This is a genomic window from Candidatus Baltobacteraceae bacterium (assembly GCA_036488875.1).
GTDB lineage: Bacteria > Vulcanimicrobiota > Vulcanimicrobiia > Vulcanimicrobiales > Vulcanimicrobiaceae > JAFAHZ01.
In genome coordinates this window covers 13,142-35,429 of sequence record DASXGW010000006.1, presented here as the reverse complement: position 1 = coordinate 35,429, position 22,288 = coordinate 13,142, and the positions used below count along the sequence as shown (strand labels likewise).

Sequence of the window (22,288 nt, the reverse complement as noted above, 5' to 3'; positions counted from 1 at the left end):
CGGCGAGCGCCCCGAAGGCGACGGTGAAGAACGCTAGGCGATAACGAGGCGTCCCAGCCACGGCGATTCCCTCCTCTTTATGAACTCAAGAATATGCACGAGGACGTCCATTTCCTACCCGCCGGCGATGGCGCCGACGATCAGGAAGGGCTCGTCGCCGCCGCGCACGGCACCGGGAAGGGGAGCGTCGGGGGACTCGTGCGACAGGTCGCGACGGCACGCGAAGAATCGGATGAACGGCCGGCGTCGCCCGCTCGTGCGATCGCGAATGGCCCCGCAAAGAACGGGGAAACGTTCCTCGAGCGCATCGAGCACCGTTGCTTGCGTTGCATCGCCATCCACGTCGAGAGCCACCTCGGTGCTTTCAATACGAGCGAGCGTGCGCAGGTGTGACGGAAGCACGACTCGGATCACGCCAGCGTCTGTACCTCGACTGATAGCACGGCGGGAAGGTCGTGAACGATGGCCGACCACGTTTCGCCCGCATCGGCGGACGCGTAGACTTGCCCGCCCGTCGTTCCGAAATAGACGCCGCACGAATCGAGATCGTCGACGGCCATCGCGTCGCGCAGGACGTTGACGTAGCAGTCGCGCTGCGGCAGTCCCTTCGTTAGCGGCTCCCATTGGTTGCCGCCGCTGCGGCTGCGATAGACGCGCAGCGCGCCCTCGAGCGGGAAGTGCTGCTCGTCGCTCTTGATCGGTACGACGTAAACGGTGTCCGGCTCGTGCGCGTGCACGTCGATGGCGAAACCGAAGTCGGTTGGCAGATCGCCGCTAATCTCGCGCCACGATTCGCCGGCGTCGTCGGTTCGCATGACGTCCCAGTGTTTCTGCATGAAGAGCACGTTGGGACGCGACGGGTGCATCGCAAGCCGATGAACGCAGTGGCCAACTTCCGCGCCGGGGTCGGGAATGTACTGCGAAACGAGCCCGCGATTGATCGGCTTCCAGGATTGCCCGCCGTCGTCGCTGCGAAACGCGCCGGCTGCCGAGATCGCGACGAAGATTCGTTGAGGATCTTTTGGATCGAAGATGATCGTGTGCAGGCACATGCCGCCGGCACCCGGTTGCCACGACGGCGCGGAATCGTGGTTGCGCAGCGCGGCTAGTTCGGTCCACGTCTTCCCGCCGTCACCCGAGCGGAAGATGGCGGCGTCTTCTGCGCCGGCGTGGACGACGTCGGGATCGGTAGCCGATGGTTCGAGATGCCAAATGCGCTTGAACTCCCAAGGCCGCTGCGTGCCGTCGTACCATTGATGGGTGCCGGTCTCGCCGGCGTAGAGAAACTCGTTACCGATGGGTTCCCACGTGTTGCCGCCATCGTCCGAGCGTTGCATTTGCTGCCCAAACCAGCCGCTGGTTTGCGAAACGTAGATGCGGTTCGGCTCGGCGGGCGAGCCGTTGACGTGATAGATCTCCCATCCGGGAAAGAACGGTCCGTCGACCTGCCAGCTCTTTCGCGTCCCGTCCGAGCGCAAAACGAACGCGCCCTTACGGGTGCCGACTAAAACCCGTACGCTGCTCATGTACGGCGGATTACGCAGGGGCGCTCGTAGAAGCCTGTTCGCCATGTGGTCAAAACTTGCGCTCCTGGTCGTCATCGCGGGGCTCGGGGCGGCGCCGGCGACCGACGCCGGAACGCTCGCCGGCGATGCCGCACGGGCGCTTGCCGCAACACGCCATGGAGTCACCGCGTTTTCGCTTGCTTACCGTTACACGGAGCACGGCCCGGCACACAACGTCGACCGCTCTTCGCGCGCGATGGTGTTGCGCGACGACGGCGCCGTGGTGAAGATGCGCACGCTCGGCGACGATGCGAACAAACCGACCTACGTTGAAGACGATTACCACTTACCGATCGATACGAAGTATCTAGCCGAGTACCGCTTTAGTGCCGGGTCAGCTCCGTGCGAACGATGCCCGGCCGCAGCAGTTGCCGTCGATTTCACGAGCCTCGAGCGCGACGACGAGCACGGCGACGGAACGATGTGGATCGACGAACCGTCGCATCGTATCGTTGCGCTGCACTTTCACCCGAGCGTCTTACCCGCGCACACCGACTCCGCCGATATCACCGTAGCTTTCGGCCAGGTCTTGCCCGATCTGTGGGACGTCACGGTCGCGCAGCAGCAGTATAACGGCCACACGTTGATCTTCCATGGCTGGGGACGCGTGGAGCAGCGGCAAAATAGCTACCGCCGGTTCGCTTCGGTCGGCGACGGCCTTACGGCGTTATCTGCGGCTGCGGCGGGCGCCGCCGGCGCTGCCACACCGCGAAGACGATTGCGCCGCTGACGAGTACGGCAATGCCGTACACGGTGTCGCGCGGATAGATGACGAACTCGCTAATGAAGATCCCGGCGAGAGCGGCGATAAACAGTGCCGTCGTATACGGATGCCCCGGCACGCGCGTGGCCGGCGCGGGCTTGCCGGCATCACGCCGGCGGAAGATGAAGAGCGCGACGGCCGCCAGACCCGAAAAGAGCCATTGCGGTAAAACGACCCAGTTGATGATTTGCTCGTAGCTTCCGCTCAGGGCGATCGCCGACGCGATGACGGCTTGCAGCAAGATCGCGACGACGGGTACCCGTCGAGATTCGCTGACCCATGCCAGCGGCCGGAAGAATAGACCGTCGGCGGCCATGTGATAGTAGACGCGAGGGTGGACGAGCATGCACGTGCTGAGGTAGCCGAGCGTCGAGAGTGCAATCGCGATCGCGATGAGCTTTTCGCCGATCGGGCCGACGACCGCGTCCATCGCAGCCGCGGCGGGAACCGTACTGCCGGCCAGTGCCGTCGCGCCCAGAACGTGCAGATATCCGAAGTTGGCTAAGACGTAGAGCACGACGACGGCCATCATTCCGATCAGCAGCGCGCGCGGGATCGTTCGCGCCGGTTCGATCGTTTCGGCAGAAATGAGCGTAGCGTTCTGGAAGCCGTTGTAGCTGAAAAGGATGGGAAGCATCGCGACGCCCAGCGCACCGAGAAGTCCCACGCGATCGCTCAGCACTTGCGTTGCGGCCTGGTGAGCCTGCGGATGCGCCGACAGGCAAACGACGATCAATGCAGCCAGTGCGCCGGCCTTCAATACCGTCGTCGCGTTTTGCCAGTTGCCGCCCTGGCGTACCCCGAGGAGATTGATGCAAGCGAGCGCGAGAAGCGTGACTGCAGCGACGAGCCGGGTGTCGACGTTTATCCCGGCCAGCGGCTCCACGTATCCCGCGAACAGCACCGCCGCGGCGGCGTTTGCGCCCGTGCTGACGATGAACAGGAACGTCCACCCGAAAACGAAGACCACGACCGGGTGGTAGGCATCCTTCAGATAGCCGTAGAGTCCGCCGTCCAAGGGCCGGCGCGCGGCGAGCTCGGCAAAGATGAACGCGCCGATCAGCGCGATGATGCCGCCGGCAAACCAGCACCCGAGAATCAACGCGGGCAGGTGTGCGCGCTGTGCGACGACCGCCGGCGTGCGGAAGATTCCGGAGCCGATCACGATGCCGACCGCGATCAATGCGAGATCGAAGGTGTTGAGCCGGCGCAGCAACTGCGGCCTCATCGAGCGATCTTCCTCAAAAATCTTTGAAAACCGCTTCAAACGCCGCGACTCGACGAGGCAGCGCGAAGCGCATGCCGAAGGCGACGCGTTATGAACGTCATGCGAAAGTTTCTGGCAGCCTTCTGTTTTGCGGTGTGCTGCGCGGCCCCGGCGATGGCCGCTTCGGTTGCGCCCGAAGATTTGTTCAAGATGACCTACCTCAGCAGCGCGTTGATCTCCCCCGACGGGACGCACGTGCTCGTCGAGTCGTCGAAGATGGACGGTCCGAAGAACACCTACGACCGGTCGATCGAGCTCGTCGACGCTGCCACCGGAAACCTGACGCACAACGTGACCAAACACCTGGGCGACGGTGACTACGACTGGATGCCCGACGGCAAGAGCTTCGTTTTCGTTCGCACGATGCCCAAGCAGAAGCCGCAGCTCTATCGCTACACGCTCGCGACGGAAACGGTCGTTCAGTTGACGCACGTCAAGGAGGGCGTCTCGGGCCCGGTCGTCTCGCACGACGGCAAGCGTATCGCGCTTACCGTCACGCAGAGCGATCCGCCGCATGCGGCCTACATCGACTTCGCCAAAGCCGGGTTTACGCCGAAAGCGGACCAAAAGAACACCGACATCCGCACGATCGGCCAACTCTTCTTCCAAGTCAACGGCGCCGGCTACGTGTATCAGGACCATCAGCACATCTGGACGGTCGACGCCGACGGATCCAGCGCCAAAGCGATCACGAGCGGGCAGTACTCTGAAGGCTTCGCCGCATGGTCGCCCGACGATCGCACGATGCTTTTCAGCTCGACGCGCTATGAACCGGTCGACGGGGCCGATAGCGACGTCTATACGATCCCATCGACGGGAGGCGCGATGCAGAAGATGAGCTCGTCGCTGCCGGCCAACTTTGCGGTGTCATTCAGCAACGACGGCAGCCGTCTCTACTATCTCACGCAAGACGTCAAGGACGGGGCGGCGCTGCCCGCACTCGCGGTTGCAAAACCTGACGGCAGCGATGCAAAAACGGTCGTCGCCAAAAACACGGCGTCGTGGGGCGACTCGCTGCTCGCCGACATGAAAGAGGGCGGCGGGTTCTGCGTCAACATGCTGCCGTCGTCGGACTGGGCACTCCTCAACGTCGACGGGCCGGGTTATTCGAACCTGCGCATTTTAGATCTCTCGAGCGGAACGTTTCGCGACGCGACGCCGCCCAAGGGTGAAGCGTGGTCGTGCTCGGTTTCGCACGACGGCAAACGCGTCGCGTATCTCTACAGCGATTTCACGCATCCCGCCGACGTCTACGTTACCGACGTCGTCAACGGAACTCCGCGGCAGCTCACGCACGTTAACGACGACTATCTCAAATCGGCGACGCTGTCGACGCCGCAAGAGTTCACCGTGAAAGATTCCCTCGGCAACACCGTGCAGGCTTGGTTCATGCCGGCCACCGGCGGAAAGCCGGGCGCGAAGCATCCGACCCTGCTGAACATTCACGGCGGCCCCGAAACGCAGTTCGGCGACACGTTCTTTCAAGAGTTCCAAGTGTACGCATCGATGGGGTATAACGTCGTGTTCTCCGATCCGGCCGGAAGTACGGGACACGGATACGCCCTTGAAGAGGCGTTGGAAGGGAACTATGGCGACGCCATGTTCCAAGGCGTACAGGCCGTCATGGATGCTGCCGTGCAGCGTCCCGACGTGGACGCGACCCGGCTAGGAGTCTCCGGCGGTTCCTACGGCGGTTACGCCACGATGTGGGTGGTCGCGCACACCGATCGGTACAAAGCCGGTGTCGCCGAGCGCGGCGTCAGTAATCTCGTGAGCGAAAATTTGGCGGCCGATTTCGCGGGCAAAGGCGGCCTGGGCGGCGGCTACTACACGTGGGGGCCGGCGTGGAACCCGGCGAGCACCGATTACGCCAAGTTCTCGCCGCTGACGTACGTAGAAGGCGTTCACACGCCGTTGATGCTGCTGCACTCCGACGAAGATACGCGCGCGCCGATCGATCAGACGCTGCAAGAATATACGTCGCTGAAGGTGCTGGGGCAAACCGTAGAATACGTCGCCGTTCCCAACGAGAATCACGATCTCAACCGAACGGGATCGCCGATCCACCGCGTGGAGCGGCTGCACATCATGCTCGACTGGCTCGGCAAGTACCTCAACCCCTAGCTCCGGGCCGGTTATCCTCCGGAACGTGCCCTTATCCACAAGGCGGCGTTTACCGGATGCATAAACGCGGCATCATCGGATTGTGTAGCGGGCCAGCGTAACCCGCCGGTGTCCCGGCGAAATACGGTGATAACGCACCGCTGGGGGAGGATAACACCGATGAAGCCGACCGAAGGAGTTCAGAGACAGCCGATGTCGTCCGAACTGCGCGATTTTCTCGAGCTGCCGTATAACGAGCTCGAGGATCTAAATCTCGCTGCTAAACAACAACGTAAAGAGCGCGTCGCCGCCCATCAACTGGCCGAGCAGCGCCTCAAATATCTCACCGACGAAAAACGCATCAAAGCCGTAACCGTGTTGTTCACCGACCTCGAGGGCCGGCTGCACATGCTCGATTACGACAAGAAGTTCTTGTTGGGTTCGCACGACAATCTGACGTTCGACGGATCGTCGATTCGCGGGTTTACGCCGCAGCGCGAAAGCGACTTGCGACTGAGCCTGGATTGGAGTGCGTTCTATTGGGCGCCGTCGGATATCTTCGGTCCCGGCAAGGTGCTGGTCTTCGGCGACGTGCTCGACCGCGACGGTTCGCCCTTTGCCGGCGACATTCGCGGCGCGCTCAAGCAGCTCTCCAAGGACTGCTACGCCAACGACGGCTACACGCTCAACGCGGCCAACGAAATCGAAGGCTTCCTCTTCGAAGGGCTCGATGCGGAACGCCGTTATCACGAAACCGGGAAGTTCGATTACGTCAATACCGGCGGCTACTATCACTCGCTGCCGGGCGACCCGCTGCGCACTTTTATCGACACGGTGGCCGAAGTGCAGCGCGCCATGGGATTCCAAAATGAAAAGGACCATCCCGAGGTCGCGCCTTCGCAGTTCGAGATCAACTATAGCTACGGCGAAGTCGTTGCGGCGGCCGACCAAATTCAGCTCTACAAGCTGATCTGCCGCCAGGTCGCCACGCGGCTCGGGATGACGGCGAGCTTCCTGCCCAAACCGGTCGTCGGCGTGAACGGCAGCGGCATGCACACCAACGTGTCGGTAAGCAAAGACGGGAAGAACCTGTTCTGGGATCCCGACGGCGAGGAGAAACTCAGCCAGTTCGGCTGGCAGTTCGTCGACCGGATTCTCACCCACGGACGCGACGTGTGCTTGATGCTCAACGCCAGCGTCAATGCGTATCGCCGGCTCGATCCGCACTTTGAGGCGCCAAACCAAATCAAGGCCTCTGCGATCGATCGGGGTTCCATGGTACGGGTTCCGTTCGGTAACGAGCGCAGCATGCGCACCGAGGTGCGTTCGGTCGCGCCTGACGCAAATCCGTACATGGTGTTGCTGGCGGTCTTCAAGACGGGGCTGCATGGTCGCACCAGCGACGAAAAAGGACTGCGCCAGGCCGAGCACTATCTGCCCGACAACATCTACGACGCGCTGCACGACTTCCGGACATCTCCGTGGACGACGGAGCTGCTCGGTGCCGACGTCAAAGCACGTTATGCGGATCTCAAGCAGGCCAGCGCGGACCGATGCCCGCGGTTACTTGGCAGCTTCGTGAAAGCACAAGAAGTCCAGTACCATCACGAAGTCTACAATCAGTATCTCTGGAATCTGTTCTAGCAGTACGGATAGCACGGCGGCAGCGGCGGCGGGGGATACGGACCCTGCTGTTGCTGCTGCGGTTGCGGGTACCCTTGCTGCGGATACTGCGCTTGCGGGTACCCTTGCTGCGGATACTGCGGTTGCGGGTAGCCTTGCTGCGGATACTGCGGTTGCGGATAGCCTTGCTGCGGATACTGCGCTTGCGGATACGCCGGATACTGTTGCTGCGGATATCCCGGATACTGCTGTTGATACTGCGGCCGTTGGTAGCCGTATTGCTGGGCAACCTGCGGCGTCGCAAGCGGCGTTGCCACCGCGACGTCATCTTTAAACCTGGCGAACGTCCCCGGATCGCTTTGGAATAACGCGATCAGATCCGAGGCGCGCGAGGAGTCGCTAGGATGATTCGAGTTCGGCTCTTCCTGCGCGGCGGCCATCGGCGTCTGACCGTGCAGCCGGAAGTTCCACACCATCCCCCACGGATTGAACCCCGCCTTCGCGCACGTGTACGCTCCGGCCCGATCGGCATTGGACTCGACCTGGCGTTCGTAGGCGATCGCGTTGGGGTCTTGCGGCGCGCGCCCGCCCTGGGTGGCCTGATAGACGGCGTACATGTCGTGGTGAATGTCGTGATTGACTTCGTGACAGATCACGCCTGCGAGCTCGTCGCGATTCTTCAGAAACGACATCAGGCCGGTGGTGATGTAGACGTTCCCGCCGGGCATGGCCATCGCGTTCGGCGTAGACTCGTTCAGTAAGATGAAATGAAACGGTGTAAAGTACTGCGAGTCAGCGACCTTCGCAATGGGCTTGGTTATCGAGTCGATGGCTTGATAGAGCGGCGATTGCGGCGGCACGATTTCGCCGCGTTGCTCGTACTCGGCGTACTTTTGCTGGCCGATTTGCGTCTCCCAAATTTGCTGCTGATTCGCGCTGGTATCTGCTTGCGCGATTTGGGGCGAGAATGACAACGCGAGTGAAACGGCGGCAACCGCGCGCCATGAGAGGGGGCGGGACATAAGCTTCATCTTCCCTAAGCATCGGCGCTCCCCGCCCGGAGCCGGCCGAAAAGAGACTAAGAATCGATGAGAAGCGCCGGCAACGTGCGAGCGCTCGGCGGCCTAAGAATCGTGTGCCGCGCGGATGTCGGCTAGCGGCATTGCGAGGATCGCGCCGGTATCGCTGCCGTCAATGAGCGTCTTACCGTCGACGATCGGCGAGCCGACGTTGAACCGCGTGTGCGCGTTCTTCACGCCGATGATGTTGCCGGTGTGTTCGTCAACCGCCCATAAGTAGCCGCCGTAGTCGCCGAAGTAGACGACGCCGTCAACGGCAACCAAGCCGCCTTTGACCGGACCGTGCGTTTTGACGGCCCACAGCGGGTCGCCGGTGTCGGCGGAGAGCCCGCGCATGACCGGCGCGAGTGCGTTGCCGGCGCAAAGCACGCCGTCGACGAGCAGCGGAATGCCGGCTTCGTTGCGCGGCAAGAGCGTGCCGCGATCGGTAGCGACGTCCCACACTTTCGCTCCGGTATTGACGTCGATAGCGAAAACGCGCTGTTGAGCCTGGCGGCCCACTTGTGTGCCCGTATCCGGCGGCACGGGCACGACGTAGTCACAATAGATGCGATTACCGTCGGTCACCGGCGGACAGTCGCCGATGCCCGACGCGCCGTGCGGAAAGACGGTGCGCCAAAGCACGGAACCGTCCGTGGCGCTCATCTTCCACACCGCGTTGGTGCCGACACCGGTCGTGACGAACTGATCGCCGCCCAGCGGAAGAATCGCCGACATCGATGCGACCGACTCGAGATGATGCGCGAACTTGCGCGCGCCGGTTGCCGGATCGTAACCGCCGACCCAACCGGCGCCGTTGTGCTGCACGAGAACGCCGTTGATGATTGCTGGAGTCGGCATACCGGAGCCGCCAATCACTTTTTTCCAGCGAATCTTTCCCGAACGGCGATCGAGCGCGATCAGCGAGCTCGGACCTTGCCCGACCTTGATTGGTTCGGGCGGACTGGAGCCCATGCTGTTGGCATCGCCTTCGCCGACGATGACCAAATCGTTGTACACGATCGGCGCGCTCATCAGCGGGTTGTGCGTTCCGTACGTCCAGAACGCGCGTCCGCTCGCCGGATCGATTGCATAGAGATGTCCGTCATTATTTCCAAGATAGAGGACGCTGCCGACGAGTGTCGGGCTCGCGGAAATTTGGCCACCCGTCTCGACGCGCCAGGACGTTTCGAGCTTTCCGGGGATTACCGCGTTGTTGTCGGGTCCGTAGCGAAACTGCGTCCAACCGTCGGTCGGCTGCCGATGGAACAGCGGAAAGTGAATCGAGAATCCCGCCGAAACGGCGGCGGGAAGGAGGTAAAACGTTGCTAACGCGATCGCAGCGATCGCCAGGGCCGGGCGAGCTAGGGCAGCCATGGAATAGAGTATTCCCGGGTATGGATGGAATTCGATGAGGACGAGACGCTTTTTAGCGTCAGCACTAGCGCTTGCTTGCATAATGCCGGGCGTCCCAGCGCTCGCTCAGACCCCCCAGAGCGCCAGGCAGGCGGTCGATGCCGCGTACCTCGCGGCGCTTCGGTCGCACATCAAGCACGTCGTCATCGTCGTCCAGGAAAACCGCAGCGTCGACAACCTCTTTAACGGCTTTCCGGGCGCCGACACGGTGCGCATCGGCGAGCGGCGAATCGGGCCGGTCAACTTGGAGCCGGTCGACCTGGGCTATCCCGCAGACGTCGACCATCAGCACCGCGCGTGGATGACCGAGTACGACAACGGCCGCATGGACGGTTTTGCCGAAGCGATGACGACGCCGAAGCAGCCCGACGAGTTTGCGTACGCCTACGTGCCCGAACGTGAGGTCGAGCCGTATTGGATCATGGCCAAGCGTTATACCTTCGCCGACCGGATGTTTCAATCGAACACCGGGCCGAGCTTTCCGGCACATCTGTATCTGATCGCGGGCCAGGCTGGGTACATCGCGAGCAATCCGAATCAGCTCGGCACGACGCGGTTCGCGTGGGGTTGCGACTCACCGCCCGACGCGCGCGTTTCGCTCATTGGCGTCGACGGTAACGAAGTCGAGCCGGGCATTTATCCGTGCCTCGATTTCGAAACGCTCGCCGACGTCGCCATGGCCAACGGCGTACCCTGGCGGTACTACGCGCCGGGTCTCAACCAGCTCGGAAATATTTGGTCGGCGTTCGACGCGATCAAGCACATTCGGTTTTCGCCGCGTTGGCAAAACGTCGTTTCGCCCGAGACGCGCGTGATTAACGACGCCGTCATCGGCGACATTCCGTCGATCACGTGGGTCGTCCCCACGATGCAAAACTCCGACCATCCGTTTCCCAATCGCACCACCAAGAAAGACGTCGGCGTGAAAGGCGCCTTCGGTCCCGAGTGGGTCGCATCGGTCGTCAACGCGCTCGGACGCGGCCCGTTTTGGAGTTCGACCGCGATTATCGTTACTTGGGACGACTGGGGCGGCTGGTACGATCACGTGGTCCCGCCGCGGCTCGATCGCATGGGGCTCGGGCCGCGCGTTCCGATGATCGTCATTTCACCGTGGGCGAAGCCGCATTACGTCTCGCACATGCAGCACGAGTTCGGCAGCATCCTGAAGTTTACCGAAGAAGCGTTCGACCTGCCGTCGCTGCACACGACCGACGAGCGCGCCGACGACTTGCGCGATTGCTTCGATTTCTCGCAATCGTTCCAGCCGTTCCAACCGATACCGACGTTCAGACGCGCGGCGTTCTTTACCGACCCCGCACGCGAGGACGTTCCGCCGGACGACGACTACTAAAAGAGACGCTAGAACGTCATCCCGTCGTACGCGATCTCGGCGCCGGCGCGGCGTACGTCGACAGCGGCTGCGGAGCTCGGGTCGAGCATCGGGTTGGAGTTGTTGACGTGCGTGAAAACGATGCGCGTTCGCACGCCCCGCAGCCGGTCGAGCGTTCCGCCGGACCCGCCGACGGGTGAATGGCCGAGCTGGCGCGCCGTTTTCTCCATGAACCCGCCGGCAAGGAGCTCGTCATGACTGAAGAAGCTTCCGTCGAGAATCGCCACCGTTGCGCGTGAGATCGCTTCGAAGAGAGGGCCATCAATTGCGCTAAACACGGGTGCGAAAAGGATCGGCGCACCGTTCCCTGGGGCGCCGATTTCATAGGCGAACACCGCGCCTGGATCTTCGCGCCTGCCGGCGTATCCAGGTGTTGTTCCCGGTACGGAAAAACCGCGCAGACGTAACCCAAAACGCTCGCCCCACTCCCCATCCGCCAGCGCGTCCCAGCGATGCGGCTCGCGCTCGAACGGCGCAAATGCCGTCTGGGCGACGGCGATATCGCGAACGACCGGGCTCGAGCAGATCGCGAATCGATGCTTGCCCGATTGACGCAGCGCCGCCAAGCCCCCCAAATGGTCCACGTTTGCATCGGTGAGTGCGATACCGTCGATCGGCGTATCGCGCAGCGAGCGCGGCTGCAGCGGCGCGAACGTTTCGATCTGCGCTGCTATGTCCGGCGAACAGTTGAGGAGGAGCCACCGATCGCCATCGGCGCTGACCGCCGCACCGGACTGCGTGCGCCGGGGCGCGACGCCGCTACGCGCGGCGATGCAGTTCGCGCAGGCACAATTCCATTGCGGAACGCCGCCGCCGGCGGCGGATCCGAGAATACGAAAAATCACCGGAGACGCGCAACGGCGGCGGCTTCGTCGTCACCGTCGCGCAGGCGCACGACGACGTCGTGATGCGGGCTGAGCGAGCAGGCCGGGTCGGTAGCCCCGGCGTCGCCGGCAAGCAGAAACGCTTGGCAGCGGCAGCCGCCCCAATCGGTTTCCCGCCGCTCGCACGAGTGGCAAGGCTCCGGCATCCAATCGGTGCCGCGAAAGCGCGCGAACGCTTCGGACGAGTTCCAGATCTCGGCCAGCGAACGCGCGCGCACGTTTTCGAACGTCATGCCGTCGATGGCCGATGCGGCGGGACATGGCAGCACGTCACCATTCGGGGCAACGGTCAGAAAGGTGCTGCCCCACCCGTTCATGCACGGTTTGGGAAAATCGCCAAAATAGTCGGGCAGTACGTAGACGATGTCCATGACGCCGCGCAGCCGCTCGCGTGCGGCATCGACGACCGCTTCGCCGCGACGCACTTGTTCGCGCGTGGGCATCAGCGCGGCGCGATTGCGATAGGCCCACCCATAGAACTGTACGTTCGCCAGCTCCAGACGGCTGACGCCAAAACGCTCGGCGAGCGCGACGATCGCTTCGATCGCGTCGTGGTTGCGCCGGTGCAGCACGCAGTTGAGCGTGAGCGCGACGTCGCGTTTAGCGACGCGCGCGAGCGCGTCGAGTTTTTTCTCGTGGACGTGCGCGCCGGCAATCTCGTCGGCGAGTACGGCCTCGTCGGCTTGAACGCTGATCTGCACGTGATCGAGGCCTGCTGCGAGCAGCCGGTCGAGGAGCGCATCGTCGAGAAACGTGCCTTGCGTGATGAGGTTGCCGTACAATCCCGCATCGTGCGCGGCCGCCACCAGGCGCTCTAAGCCCCGGTACAGGGTCGGCTCGCCGCCGGAGAAATGCGCTTGCACGACGCCCATCGCCGCCGCCTCGGCGAGCACGCGCTCCCATTGCGACGCGGTCAGCTCATCGTCGTAACGACGGAGATCGAGCGGATTGTAACAGTACGGACACTGCAGGTTGCAGCGATACGTCAACTCACACAGGAGCGAGAGCGGGCGCGGTGCGTTCACGACGTTTCGACGAACCGCCGCTCGGCTAGACGCTCCAAGAGCCGGGAGACGTCCTCGCTCGCTTGGTGTTCGTCGACGTCAAAACGTTCGACGAGTTGCGCTGCGATCTCGGCGACGCTGCGAGTCCCGTCGACCAGCTCGAGCGTCGCGGCCGCCGTCGCGTTGAGCGCGAGCGCGCCTTCGGGGACGAGCAGCATCGAACTACCGTCGGTCTCGCGGCGCACGCGCACGCCCTTGCCGAGCCGCGGCTTATCCGCTGCGTTCAGTGGCATCGAGGATACACCACAAGACGTCACATTTAAAGCGCAGCGCGTCGACGCAGCGGTCTTGCAGCTCTTGCGTCGTCGCGTGCCGCAGCACCCATTCCAGCGCCGACTGCGCGTCGCGTTGCGCCAGCGGAATGCGGTTCTCGAAGTACGTCAAACCGGACCGATCGATCCACGGATAGCGCTCGACGATGGCGGCGACGCGGCGCTGCATCACCGGCGGTCCGAAGAGCTCGGTGAGCGATGATGCGACCGCCTCGAGCCACGGGCGCGTCCGCGCGAAGTTGACGTACGCATCGACGGCAAAGCGTGTACCGGGCGCAACGTCGGATTCCGATCGCACGCGATCTTCGTCCAATCCGACGGCCCGGGCGAGCGCGAGCCAGGAAATCGTTCCGCCTTCGCCGTCGTGCGTTCCGTCGTGATCGTAAATGCGCGAGATCCAGACGCGACGATACTCCGCCGACGGCAAGTTCGCCAAGATTGCGGCGTCTTTTACGGGGATTTGCTTTTGATAGTAATACCGGTTGGCGACCCAAGCCTGCACCTGTTCGCGCGAAAGCGCCCCGGCAACGAGGCGCTCGTGAAAGGGATGCTTGTCGTGGTACCGTTGCGCGCCGACGGCCTCAAGCCGCGCGACGAAACGGTCGTCGCCGTTGGCCCTCAGCGGGCGGGTTCCTAGTCTTTGGGCGTGCGCGGCGCCGTCAAGTAGGCCGTGACTTCGGCTCCGAGCGGATGCTCTTCGAAATTCGGACGTTCCCAACGTTGTTTCATAGTGGAAGTATTACGCTGCCGTCCCGCCCGAGTCCGCTGGCATGGGGACCGAACGCGCGTTCGCTAGTGAGTTTAGGCGGTCTCGCATGGCTTTGCTCGGGACGCGAATCCGGTCCGCGAGACGTAAGAACTTGAGCAACTTGACGTGCCACCAGGTCATGTCGATTTCGAACCAGCGCAGCCCGTGGCGCGCCGAGAACGGGAACGCGTGATGGTTGTTGTGCCATCCTTCGCCGAACGAAATGAGGGCGACCCACCAGCAGTTCGTCGATTGGTCCGTCGTTTGATACGTTCGATATCCCAACATATGCGCGGCGCTGTTGACGAACCAGGTCGAGTGGTAGGAGAAGGTCAACCGCGCGAAAATCCCCCACACGACCCACGACCATCCGCCAATTGCCAGCAAGAGAAGACCGAGCGCGACTTGCAGCGGCAAGCTCAGCCACCGCAGCGCGCGATAGAACGGATCGGCGCACAGGTCGGGGGCGTAACGGGCGATTTCTTCCTCGGTCGGAAGAGCGACGTTGCGGCGGTAGAGCCAGTCCATGTGCGCCCACTTGAAACCCAAGTGAATGCTGTGCGGATCGCCTTCGCGATCGGCGTGGGCGTGATGCTTGCGATGAACGGCCACCCACTCGATCGGATCGCCCTGCATCGCTAACGTGCCGCAAAGTGCTAGTAGATACTCGAGCGGCTTGCGCAGGCGCAGGCTGCGGTGCGTCAAGGTCCGGTGGTAGCAGAGCGTGATGCCCAGAGCGCCGGTGGCGTAGGCGATGATGGCGGCAACCGCGAGCGCCGACCATTGGAAAAGCGCCGGCCAAAAAGCGGCCAAGGCGCAGAGATGAACGAGAGTGAGCGCGATGCCGTTAAGACGGCTGTGCGTGTCGCGAGTCATTGCAGCGTAAGTGTTACCCAAAACAAAAAGAGCCTGCAGTTGCCGGCAGGCTCTTCTTGCGGTCTTTTAGCGATACGACGGGCGTGCGCTGAAGCAGTCGCGGCAATACACCGGCTTGTCGCCGCGCGGCTGGAACGGAACTTCCGCGACTCCCCCGCATTGGCTGCAAGTGGCCTTGAACATCTCGCGGTTTCCGCCGCCACCGCCGCCGCCGCCTGAACGGCCGGCCTTGCGGGCGGCGCGACAATCGGTGCAGCGATTCGGCTTATTCGTGAAGCCCTTCTGCGCGAAGAACTCCTGCTCGCCGGAGGTAAAGGTGAATGAACGACTGCAATCTACGCAGGTCAACGTTTCGTCTTGATACATGTACGAGTCTCCCACTCGAGATAAGTGTTCGGATTCGACTCGCCTAGTACTGGAACGTAAACCATGCGGACTTCGAAGCCGGGCTATATTCTACAATTAACAAGCCCAAAAAGCCAATGGTGCCAAAATCGACGGAAAAGGAGGACTTGGCCTACCCGACCTTGAGGCGCGTTCCAGTACTCCCTGGCCAGGTCTCCGCCTGGACCGGAGCCACCCGCGGGGCCGTCACGGCAACGCTAATGCCCAACCGTTCCATGCTATGATCGACCCGAGTCCTACCCGTCGCCCTTTCGAGCGGAGGTTTCGGTGCGTTTCGCCGCCTTGGTATTTGCCGTCCTCACGCTCGCGGCAAGCGCCCGGCGAACGGTACTTGGTCGTTTGGGCGATGGAGGCCAACGACGAGCCGGCCCACGGCGAAGGGCACGATTTCCTCGCAGTTTATAACGTTGGCCGGGATTTTGGAAAACTCGTGGCGGTTTCTCCGACGCAAACGCATGCGATGATGGCGCATCACACGAACGAAGGGATGCCGCCCGACCACCTGCTCTTCGCGAGCGACTTCATGGCTGGAGCCGGAGCGATCTTCGATGTGAGCGATCCGCGCAATCCGCGCCTCACGGACTCCTTCGCCGGCGCAAGCGGCTATACGCACGCGCACAGCTTCGCGGCGCTTTCAAACGGTCATACCCTTGCGACGTATCAGATCAAAGGCTGGGATGGCGACGAACCGGGAGCGCTCGTAGAACTCGACCGGCACGGTCGCAGCGTTCGCGCATCCGACGCTTCGGTGCCGGGGCTCGATCCAAACATTCGTCCCTACGGTTTGCTCGTTCTCGAGAACATCGACCGCGTCGTGACCACGAGTGCGCCAATGCCGCCGCTCGATATTAAAGCACCGACGCAAGTTATCCAGATTTGGCGCTTGTCGGACCTCAAACTGCTGGAAACGCTCAAACTGCCGAAACCGCCGCACTACGACGCAGCGGCACAGGAGCCAGACGACGCTGCAGTGCTCGAAGATGGGAAGACAGTCATGATCAAGACCGGTCACTGCGGTCTTTTCACGCTGACGGACTTAACGGCTGAACGCGCTCAACTTCACTTCGTCTACGACTTCGGCGAACGCGGCTGCTCGGGAGTGCCGGTCGTCGCCGGTCACTATTGGGTCCAACCGTTGTTCAGCGGTCACGCAATCGCTGCGCTCGACGTCAAGGATCCCGCGCATCCGACGGAGGTTTCACACCTCTACCTCGGCCCCGATGCATACCCGCATTGGCTATCGCGCGAGCCGGGAACCGGCAATATCGTTATTACCGGATTTGGATCGCTCCTCAAGCAGATTCATTTTGCGTCGATCGACTTAGAAACCGGCTCGCTTACGCTCGACCCGCGTCTCATCGACCTGCAACATTGCACGTGGCCCGACGGCTGGACCGGTGCCGTGATTCCGCACGCCGCGGTTTTCTATCAGTAATTACGTAGCCGTCTGCAGCTCGTCGAGCGCCGATACGATCGTTGCCGCACTAGTGGTTCCGTTTCGTACGAAATGCTCGAAATATTTCCATGAATCGTCTTCGTTTAGAAGACCGTTTGGCGTAAGTACGTGACTGAAGGTCTTATTCTTTGCGTGCACGGTGCCAAATAGCCGCAGCGAAACCACGTCGACGATATTAATGTCGGGATAAAAGTTGATCTTGACGGTACGGTGATCGTCGCCACGGGTCAAAAGCGGAAGGAGAGCACGGGCCGCAATTGCGACCATGAAGCGGTAGAGCAGCGCGTTCTCCATAGGTACGTCGAGCCGCAAGGACACGTGATACCCGCGCCCGCTTGCAACGACTAGAGGTTCGCACCCTAAGCCGAGGAGGCACGTTCTCAGCGTGTCCAAGGCCGTGCTCAGTTCCGGGATAATTACGGTGTTGTCGGTTTTGTGGTTGTTGTCCAGGTTGAAGCAGAAGACGTCGTTCTTCTCCGCGCCGAAATACCTGCACACGTTGAGTTGCTTCATAACGTGCAGCTGAATCAACTGGTTCATTTTGTGTTCGGAGATGTCGACTAACTTGTATCGATGGAGCATCCGTATGTCGGTCAGCGCTCCGTATTCCAGTGCCGCGCCGCCCGATAGCAACGACTCCAAGAACTCGAAACCGAATAGCTCGGCCTCGATCTTGGCTTTATCTCTGACGAAGCCTTTGGAAAAGTCCTCGAGCAGCCTTACTCTTGGATCCATCGCCGCACTTCGTCGAAGGACTGGAAACCGCGCGCGTTGTTCGGCGGTAACGATTGCTGATGCGGCAAGATGGGGTAGTAGACGTTAACGTTATACTTGCTTCCATAAACGATATTGAACTCCGAGTCATCGACCAAGTGCCGAATCCCCCATGCCCAGCAAAACGCCACTTTGCTTCGCGTCATAAAAAGATAGTCGAAGGGAATCCCGTTCTCTCGTAGCCAGGCCTTCGTGCAATCGAGCGCTAGCCGAACGTCACGACGCGTACAGATGACAATACGCCATCCATTGCGTCTGAGCCATTGCATGAATTCAACGCCATCGGGGCGCGCGCGGGCCTCTTGCCAACACCGCAGGTGAATCTTGGTGCGGCAATAGTTGAAGGCGGTGCTCATGAGGTTGCCTGGTTCCAGTTCCCCGTTACGGATGAGCCGGAGGTAACGCTCGAACGTTTCTTCTGACAGCGAACCGGCTGGGTCGTGCGGGAACTCACCGTTCTGCAACGTTTCGTAGAAATTGTTAAGCGTGTCGTCGAGGTCGACTGCGATCGTCCGGGGGTGAGCGGAGGCTGGGATCACGCAGTCGATGTTCGCGACGGTTCCCTTAGGACTCTCCTATTTTGCTGAGAAGCGTCTGAAGCGTGCGCCGGTACCGCCGGCTGACGCGCAAGGTTGTGCCGTCGGCGAGCAAAACGCCGTGTTCGCCGTCCTCGTCGAGTTTTAAGCTGCGTATCCGCTCGACGTTCACGATCGTTGAGCGATGGATGCGGCAGAACGACGAGTCCTTTAGATCGGCTTCGAGTTCGGCCATGCTGCGGCGAAGGAGATGCGAACGTCCGCCGGCGTGCAGCCGCGAGTAATAGTCGGCGGCTTCGATCCAATCGATATCGGCGACGCGCACGAATTCGACGCCGCCGATACTCTTGATCGCAATCTTGTCCTCGGTGCGAGGTCGCTCTCGACTTTGAGCGATGCGCTCCAGTGCGCGCGCGATCGCGCGTGCGAACCGATCGGTGTCGAAGGGCTTGAGGAGATAGTCGAGCGCACCGGCCTCGAACGCACGCAGCGCGTAGGTGTCGTACGCGGTAACGAAGACGATCGCGGGAGGAGTGGCGACGCCTAACATTTCCAGCACGTCAAACCCCCCGCATTCGGGCATTTCCACGTCGAGGAAAACGAGGTCCGGGTTCAGTCGCCGAATCTCGGCGAGCGCCTCTGCGCCGCTTGCGCATTCGCCGACGACCGCAATGTCGCGATGGCCGCTCAGGAGTGCCGTCACGTTGCGGCGTGCGAGCGGCTCGTCGTCGACGACGATCGCGCGGGTTCTCACCGAACGCGCAACGGAATGGAGATCGACGCTTCGACGCCGGAGCCGTTATCGCGCAAATCGAGGGTCGATCGCTCGCCGTAGAGGTGCAGCAATCGGTCGCGCACGTTAGAGATGCCAATTCCGCCGCCGCCATTTGAGTCCACGGATAAAGCCGGGCCGTCGTTGGCGACGCGTAAGATCAACGTGCCGCTTTGCCGCGCTGCGACGATGCGAACCAGGCCGGCCTGGGTGCGCTTTGCGATCCCGTGCACCACGGCGTTCTCTACGAGCGGCTGTAAGATGAGATAGGGAACCGGCGCACTTTCGAGATCGCTTGGAACGTCGATATCGACGCCCAATCGGTCGGCAAAGCGCATCTTTTGTACGGCCAGATACTGCCGCGTAAACTCGACCTCTTCACGCAACGGCACCTCTTGCAGTTGAGAACCTTTGAGCGTCCGTCGCAGAAAGTCGCTAAGGGCAACAATCATTGCGATGGCTTCGTCCTCGCGGTCGTCGCGAATGAGTCCGGCGATCCCGTTGAGTGCGTTAAACAGAAAATGCGGCTCGATCTGATGACGCAGCGCGCCTAACTGCGCGGCGGCAAGGCGTTGACTCAGCTCGCGGGCGCGGAGTGCATTCTTTGCCACGAGCACCATTGTATAGAGGGCGGGTGCCGAAAGAAGGCTCAGGCACAGCAGGCTGGTCCACTGAGAAAGAAAGGCCGACGGTGGAACCTGCTCCGTTGGATTGAAGGCAACGTTGAGGAGCAGTTGCCATGCCATGAGCGTCAACGCGATGAAAATCCCGGCGCTCACGTGTAGCGCCAACGGAGCAGCCCACTGGGCATTGCGGAACGGGTAGCGGCGATCGATCGCCAAGATCAATGCCGTCGCTGGAATCCACGGCAGCCATCCTGCCACCCAAACGAAGAACAGCAGCGCCCAATGGTGATGCATGCCCATCGAGTGCATGGCGACGACCGTTTGACTCGCGTCGATCACCGCAAGCGCTAGCCACGCTAACGGAATCCACAGCCAGGAGCGTGATTGGGAGCGGACGCCTGTACCCGTCATTTGAAGTGTACTCTACTGCTTGGCCGACAAAATTCATCGTACGATGCCGTGAGGCGCCCGAACCGTGCAGGGAGCGGTGTCGCTTCGTGAGGTTGGGAATGCGACACTTCACTATATATGCGCCCTTTGCGCCGGCTATGGAGAACCGCTTTGAAAACTGTTTTAAGTTTGGGAGGCCTTCCGTGAAAAACGTCGCGTGTCTCGCGCTTATTCCGCTCCTCGCCTCTTGCGCCGCTGCGTACGCTCAGGCGCCCCAGGCAAACCCGTATCCGACGATGGCGCCGGTCGAGAAGTACCTCATGCCTAGCGCGGCCGAAATCGCCCTGGCTCGCACGGCAGGGCCGTCGTCGATCTCCGATCGTGCCGAAATACTCGTCATGACGAGGCACGGCTACGTTGTCGCTTCGAAAGGCACGAACGGATGGGTCTGCTTAGTCGGGCGCTCGTGGACCGCGGGTTTCAACGACGATGAGTTCTGGAACTGGCACGGTCGCGGACCGGGTTGCCTCAATCCACCGGCCGTGAGAAGCGTGCTCCCGCAATACAACGCGCGTACGCAATGGGCGCTCGCGGGTAATACCCTCGAGCAGATGGCAGCGAAGGCGAAAGCCGCCTATGCCAATCACGAATTCACCGATCCGGCCCCGGGCTCGCTAGCGCTGATGCTATCGAAGGAGGGCTACTTACTCCACGCCCACGGACCGTGGCGTCCGCACGTCATGCCGTTCGTTGCAAAAGATCAGGTGGCAACGTGGGGCGCGACTTTCAGGGACTCGCCGATTCTCCAGCCCCCGGATCCGAACTGGTTTCGCGCGTACGAGCCGGTGACGATCACTATTCCGGTTCCCCACTGGTCCGACGGTTCGCCCGGTCCCAGGTAACGGCAACGATGTTGAACCGCCGCGCTGCCGCGCTGCTCGCACTCTCCGCCCCTTGGCTCACGCGGGAGGCTCTCGCAAAAACACCTTTACTGCGGAGCCGGCCCGATACGATCGCGATGCTCGTATACGACAATATGCAGGCGCTCGACTTCGTCGCTCCGCACGCGGCGTTTACGTTCTTGCGAGGAGCCAAGGTACACGTTGTTGCGAAAACGCGAGATCCGGTCGTCAGCGATTCGGGTTTACGATTCTTTCCGACGCTGACGCTTTCCGAGTGCCCGAAGGATCTCACCGTGCTGTTCGTTCCGGGTGGAATCGGAACGCTCGACGCGATGAGGGATGAGGAAACGGTCGCCTTCATCGCCGATCGCGGCGCACGGGCTTCGTACGTAACGTCGGTGTGCACGGGCTCGATGCTCCTGGGCGCCGCCGGGCTACTCAGGGGTTATCGCGCCACGACGCATTGGTCTGTGTTGGACGTACTGGAACACTTCGGCGCCAGGAGCGTGCGCAAGCGCGTCGTCAGCGATCGGAACCGCATTACGGGCGGAGGAGTCACGGCGGGACTCGACTTCGGGCTGGCGATGATCGCCGAAATGCGCGATCGATTCTACGCGCAAACGGTGCAGCTCATGTTTGAGTACAATCCGCAGCCCCCGTTTGACGCCGGATCGCCGCTTACCGCACCGAGCGCCGTCGTTGCAGAAGTGCGCGAGATCCTCGCCGATTTCATCTCCCAAGCGAACGCGTTGTCTTAATGCTTTTAACGGAGAACCGGTGGCGTGTCCGGCCTGGGACAGGCACCTGGAGCGCTCTCGATAAATACCGTATGCCATGGGATGGGATGAAATCGGCGCGCTTTCCGCGCTGGCCGGTACGTTTGTTGTACTGATCGGTTCCGTAGCGGCGATCATGCAACTCAAGCACCTGCGCCTGACGTATCAGATCGAAACCTACGTCGATCTGATGGGGCGCCTAAACTCGCCGGAGCTGGTGTCGGCGCGCGAGTATCTCGAAAGCTGCGACTTTAACGATCCGGCGCAACTGGAAAAGGCGCTAAGCGAAGGCTTAGATCACCGCTTGGTGATGTACGGCGGGTTTTATCAGGCGGTAGCGCGGCTGATAAACCGTGGCATCGCCGATCCTGATTTGTTCGCACCAATCACCATGACTGCACCGCACGTGTGGAAGAAGCTCGGGCCCCTTGCCTATGCGTGGCGACAACGCCATCCCAGTAATCCGCGGTGGGCCGATTTCGAATACTTGGTTTTCACCGGCGTCAACAAACTGCCGTTTAATCCACGCCGTTTCGACGCCGCGTTTCGCACGCGTATTGGGTTGGATCTCGCCCTCGAGGCCTGGCAGGCCGAGGCGCGGGACGCCGTATCGCGGTAGTGC

The 22,288-nt window shown here is 61.8% G+C and carries 23 protein-coding genes and 1 pseudogene; 8 read left to right on the top strand and 16 right to left on the bottom strand.

Annotated features, from left to right (window positions below; translation table 11 throughout):
- Window positions 1-114 precede the first annotated feature (114 nt).
- Both VGG89_09145 and VGG89_09140 read right to left on the bottom strand, forming a co-directional pair.
- Window positions 115-414, bottom strand: a complete 300-nt coding sequence (locus VGG89_09145; protein HEY1976698.1) for a MoaD/ThiS family protein — start codon at window positions 412-414, stop codon at window positions 115-117.
- Window positions 411-1,526, bottom strand: a complete 1,116-nt coding sequence (locus tag VGG89_09140; GenBank protein HEY1976697.1) for a hypothetical protein — start codon at window positions 1,524-1,526, stop codon at window positions 411-413. The genes VGG89_09145 and VGG89_09140 overlap by 4 nt, the downstream gene beginning before the upstream one ends.
- Window positions 1,527-1,569: 43 nt before the next feature.
- Between VGG89_09140 and VGG89_09135 the strand changes: the two genes are divergently transcribed.
- A complete protein-coding gene (locus tag VGG89_09135; protein HEY1976696.1) occupies window positions 1,570-2,295 on the top strand; it encodes a hypothetical protein in 726 nt (241 codons plus the stop codon).
- Here VGG89_09135 and VGG89_09130 read toward each other — a convergent pair.
- A complete protein-coding gene (locus VGG89_09130; GenBank protein HEY1976695.1) occupies window positions 2,225-3,556 on the bottom strand; it encodes an amino acid permease in 1,332 nt (443 codons plus the stop codon). The two genes, VGG89_09135 and VGG89_09130, sit on opposite strands and share 71 nt — an antisense overlap.
- Window positions 3,557-3,655: 99 nt before the next feature.
- Here VGG89_09130 and VGG89_09125 point away from each other — a divergent pair, with 99 nt between their 5' ends.
- Both VGG89_09125 and VGG89_09120 read left to right on the top strand, forming a co-directional pair.
- Window positions 3,656-5,719: a S9 family peptidase gene (locus VGG89_09125; GenBank protein ID HEY1976694.1), complete on the top strand. Its 2,064-nt coding sequence runs from the start codon at window positions 3,656-3,658 to the stop codon at window positions 5,717-5,719.
- Between the two features lie 159 nt (window positions 5,720-5,878).
- Window positions 5,879-7,342: a glutamine synthetase family protein gene (locus VGG89_09120; GenBank protein HEY1976693.1), complete on the top strand. Its 1,464-nt coding sequence runs from the start codon at window positions 5,879-5,881 to the stop codon at window positions 7,340-7,342.
- Here VGG89_09120 and VGG89_09115 read toward each other — a convergent pair.
- Together VGG89_09115 and VGG89_09110 are read right to left on the bottom strand one after the other, a co-directional pair.
- On the bottom strand, window positions 7,339-8,343 hold the full coding sequence (locus VGG89_09115; protein HEY1976692.1) for a M48 family metalloprotease: 1,005 nt from the start codon (window positions 8,341-8,343) through the stop codon (window positions 7,339-7,341). The two genes, VGG89_09120 and VGG89_09115, sit on opposite strands and share 4 nt — an antisense overlap.
- A gap of 102 nt (window positions 8,344-8,445) precedes the next feature.
- Window positions 8,446-9,756, bottom strand: a complete 1,311-nt coding sequence (locus tag VGG89_09110; protein HEY1976691.1) for a PQQ-binding-like beta-propeller repeat protein — start codon at window positions 9,754-9,756, stop codon at window positions 8,446-8,448.
- Window positions 9,757-9,838: 82 nt separating this feature from the next.
- Between VGG89_09110 and VGG89_09105 the strand changes: the two genes are divergently transcribed.
- Entirely contained in the window at window positions 9,839-11,146 is a 1,308-nt protein-coding gene (locus VGG89_09105) for an alkaline phosphatase family protein (GenBank protein HEY1976690.1), read from the top strand.
- 8 nt (window positions 11,147-11,154) lie between these two features.
- On the opposite strand, the gene VGG89_09100 is transcribed toward VGG89_09105, so the two are convergent.
- From VGG89_09100 to VGG89_09070, 7 genes and pseudogenes are all read right to left on the bottom strand, one after another.
- Complete coding sequence (locus tag VGG89_09100) at window positions 11,155-12,030, bottom strand: MBL fold metallo-hydrolase (protein ID HEY1976689.1); 876 nt, start codon at window positions 12,028-12,030, stop codon at window positions 11,155-11,157.
- Window positions 12,027-13,094: a pyrroloquinoline quinone biosynthesis protein PqqE gene (pqqE, locus tag VGG89_09095; GenBank protein HEY1976688.1), complete on the bottom strand. Its 1,068-nt coding sequence runs from the start codon at window positions 13,092-13,094 to the stop codon at window positions 12,027-12,029. The genes VGG89_09100 and pqqE overlap by 4 nt, the downstream gene beginning before the upstream one ends.
- Window positions 13,091-13,366 carry a pyrroloquinoline quinone biosynthesis peptide chaperone PqqD gene (gene pqqD / locus VGG89_09090; GenBank protein HEY1976687.1) on the bottom strand — a complete coding sequence of 92 codons (276 nt, stop codon included), beginning with the start codon at window positions 13,364-13,366 and terminating at the stop codon, window positions 13,091-13,093. Before pqqD ends, pqqE begins: the two co-directional genes overlap by 4 nt.
- Window positions 13,344-13,949 (bottom strand): annotated as a pseudogene (gene pqqC / locus VGG89_09085) (pyrroloquinoline-quinone synthase PqqC). Before pqqC ends, pqqD begins: the two are co-directional and overlap by 23 nt.
- An 89-nt stretch (window positions 13,950-14,038) precedes the next feature.
- The gene (pqqA, locus tag VGG89_09080) at window positions 14,039-14,134 is read right to left on the bottom strand and encodes a pyrroloquinoline quinone precursor peptide PqqA (GenBank protein HEY1976686.1); all 96 of its coding nucleotides are present in this window, start codon (window positions 14,132-14,134) and stop codon (window positions 14,039-14,041) included.
- Between the two features lie 10 nt (window positions 14,135-14,144).
- Entirely contained in the window at window positions 14,145-15,050 is a 906-nt protein-coding gene (locus VGG89_09075; protein ID HEY1976685.1) for a fatty acid desaturase, read from the bottom strand.
- 45 nt (window positions 15,051-15,095) lie between these two features.
- On the bottom strand, window positions 15,096-15,395 hold the full coding sequence (locus VGG89_09070; protein ID HEY1976684.1) for a zinc-ribbon domain containing protein: 300 nt from the start codon (window positions 15,393-15,395) through the stop codon (window positions 15,096-15,098).
- Window positions 15,396-15,780: 385 nt separating this feature from the next.
- Here VGG89_09070 and VGG89_09065 point away from each other — a divergent pair, with 385 nt between their 5' ends.
- Window positions 15,781-16,869 (top strand): hypothetical protein, encoded by a 1,089-nt coding sequence (locus VGG89_09065; protein HEY1976683.1) that lies wholly within the window; start codon window positions 15,781-15,783, stop codon window positions 16,867-16,869.
- Here VGG89_09065 and VGG89_09060 read toward each other — a convergent pair whose 3' ends face one another.
- The 4 genes from VGG89_09060 to VGG89_09045 form a co-directional block, all read right to left on the bottom strand.
- Window positions 16,870-17,625: a hypothetical protein gene (locus tag VGG89_09060; protein HEY1976682.1), complete on the bottom strand. Its 756-nt coding sequence runs from the start codon at window positions 17,623-17,625 to the stop codon at window positions 16,870-16,872.
- Window positions 17,610-17,810 carry a hypothetical protein gene (locus tag VGG89_09055; protein ID HEY1976681.1) on the bottom strand — a complete coding sequence of 67 codons (201 nt, stop codon included), beginning with the start codon at window positions 17,808-17,810 and terminating at the stop codon, window positions 17,610-17,612. The genes VGG89_09060 and VGG89_09055 overlap by 16 nt, the downstream gene beginning before the upstream one ends.
- Before the next feature lie 418 nt (window positions 17,811-18,228).
- Window positions 18,229-18,954, bottom strand: a complete 726-nt coding sequence (locus VGG89_09050; protein HEY1976680.1) for a LytTR family DNA-binding domain-containing protein — start codon at window positions 18,952-18,954, stop codon at window positions 18,229-18,231.
- Window positions 18,951-19,937 (bottom strand): histidine kinase, encoded by a 987-nt coding sequence (locus tag VGG89_09045; protein ID HEY1976679.1) that lies wholly within the window; start codon window positions 19,935-19,937, stop codon window positions 18,951-18,953. The genes VGG89_09050 and VGG89_09045 overlap by 4 nt, the downstream gene beginning before the upstream one ends.
- A gap of 254 nt (window positions 19,938-20,191) precedes the next feature.
- On the opposite strand from VGG89_09045, the gene VGG89_09040 reads away from it, so the two are divergent.
- The 3 genes from VGG89_09040 (at window position 20,192) to VGG89_09030 (ending at window position 22,285) form a co-directional block, all read left to right on the top strand.
- The gene (locus tag VGG89_09040) at window positions 20,192-20,890 is read left to right on the top strand and encodes a hypothetical protein (protein ID HEY1976678.1); all 699 of its coding nucleotides are present in this window, start codon (window positions 20,192-20,194) and stop codon (window positions 20,888-20,890) included.
- Window positions 20,891-20,898: 8 nt separating this feature from the next.
- Window positions 20,899-21,648, top strand: coding sequence for a DJ-1/PfpI family protein (locus VGG89_09035; protein ID HEY1976677.1), 750 nt, complete (start codon window positions 20,899-20,901; stop codon window positions 21,646-21,648).
- Window positions 21,649-21,724: 76 nt separating this feature from the next.
- Window positions 21,725-22,285, top strand: a complete 561-nt coding sequence (locus VGG89_09030; GenBank protein ID HEY1976676.1) for a hypothetical protein — start codon at window positions 21,725-21,727, stop codon at window positions 22,283-22,285.
- Window positions 22,286-22,288: the final 3 nt, after the last annotated feature.

What these genes read in the sequence shown, in the direction of transcription:
- VGG89_09140 (HEY1976697.1), bottom strand. Translation starts at nt 1,526, where the DNA reads ATGAGCAGCGTACGGGTTTTAGTCGGCACCCGTAAGGGCGCGTTCGTT.
- VGG89_09135 (HEY1976696.1), top strand. Translation starts at nt 1,570, where the DNA reads ATGTGGTCAAAACTTGCGCTCCTGGTCGTCATCGCGGGGCTCGGGGCG.
- VGG89_09130 (HEY1976695.1), bottom strand. Translation starts at nt 3,556, where the DNA reads ATGAGGCCGCAGTTGCTGCGCCGGCTCAACACCTTCGATCTCGCATTG.
- VGG89_09125 (HEY1976694.1), top strand. Translation starts at nt 3,656, where the DNA reads ATGCGAAAGTTTCTGGCAGCCTTCTGTTTTGCGGTGTGCTGCGCGGCC.
- VGG89_09120 (HEY1976693.1), top strand. Translation starts at nt 5,879, where the DNA reads ATGAAGCCGACCGAAGGAGTTCAGAGACAGCCGATGTCGTCCGAACTG.
- VGG89_09115 (HEY1976692.1), bottom strand. Translation starts at nt 8,343, where the DNA reads ATGTCCCGCCCCCTCTCATGGCGCGCGGTTGCCGCCGTTTCACTCGCG.
- VGG89_09110 (HEY1976691.1), bottom strand. Translation starts at nt 9,756, where the DNA reads ATGGCTGCCCTAGCTCGCCCGGCCCTGGCGATCGCTGCGATCGCGTTA.
- VGG89_09105 (HEY1976690.1), top strand. Translation starts at nt 9,839, where the DNA reads ATGCCGGGCGTCCCAGCGCTCGCTCAGACCCCCCAGAGCGCCAGGCAG.
- pqqD (HEY1976687.1), bottom strand. Translation starts at nt 13,366, where the DNA reads ATGCCACTGAACGCAGCGGATAAGCCGCGGCTCGGCAAGGGCGTGCGC.
- pqqA (HEY1976686.1), bottom strand. Translation starts at nt 14,134, where the DNA reads ATGAAACAACGTTGGGAACGTCCGAATTTCGAAGAGCATCCGCTCGGA.
- VGG89_09070 (HEY1976684.1), bottom strand. Translation starts at nt 15,395, where the DNA reads ATGTATCAAGACGAAACGTTGACCTGCGTAGATTGCAGTCGTTCATTC.
- VGG89_09065 (HEY1976683.1), top strand. Translation starts at nt 15,781, where the DNA reads ATGGAGGCCAACGACGAGCCGGCCCACGGCGAAGGGCACGATTTCCTC.
- VGG89_09060 (HEY1976682.1), bottom strand. Translation starts at nt 17,625, where the DNA reads ATGGATCCAAGAGTAAGGCTGCTCGAGGACTTTTCCAAAGGCTTCGTC.
- VGG89_09055 (HEY1976681.1), bottom strand. Translation starts at nt 17,810, where the DNA reads ATGACGCGAAGCAAAGTGGCGTTTTGCTGGGCATGGGGGATTCGGCAC.
- VGG89_09035 (HEY1976677.1), top strand. Translation starts at nt 20,899, where the DNA reads ATGTTGAACCGCCGCGCTGCCGCGCTGCTCGCACTCTCCGCCCCTTGG.
- VGG89_09030 (HEY1976676.1), top strand. Translation starts at nt 21,725, where the DNA reads ATGGGATGGGATGAAATCGGCGCGCTTTCCGCGCTGGCCGGTACGTTT.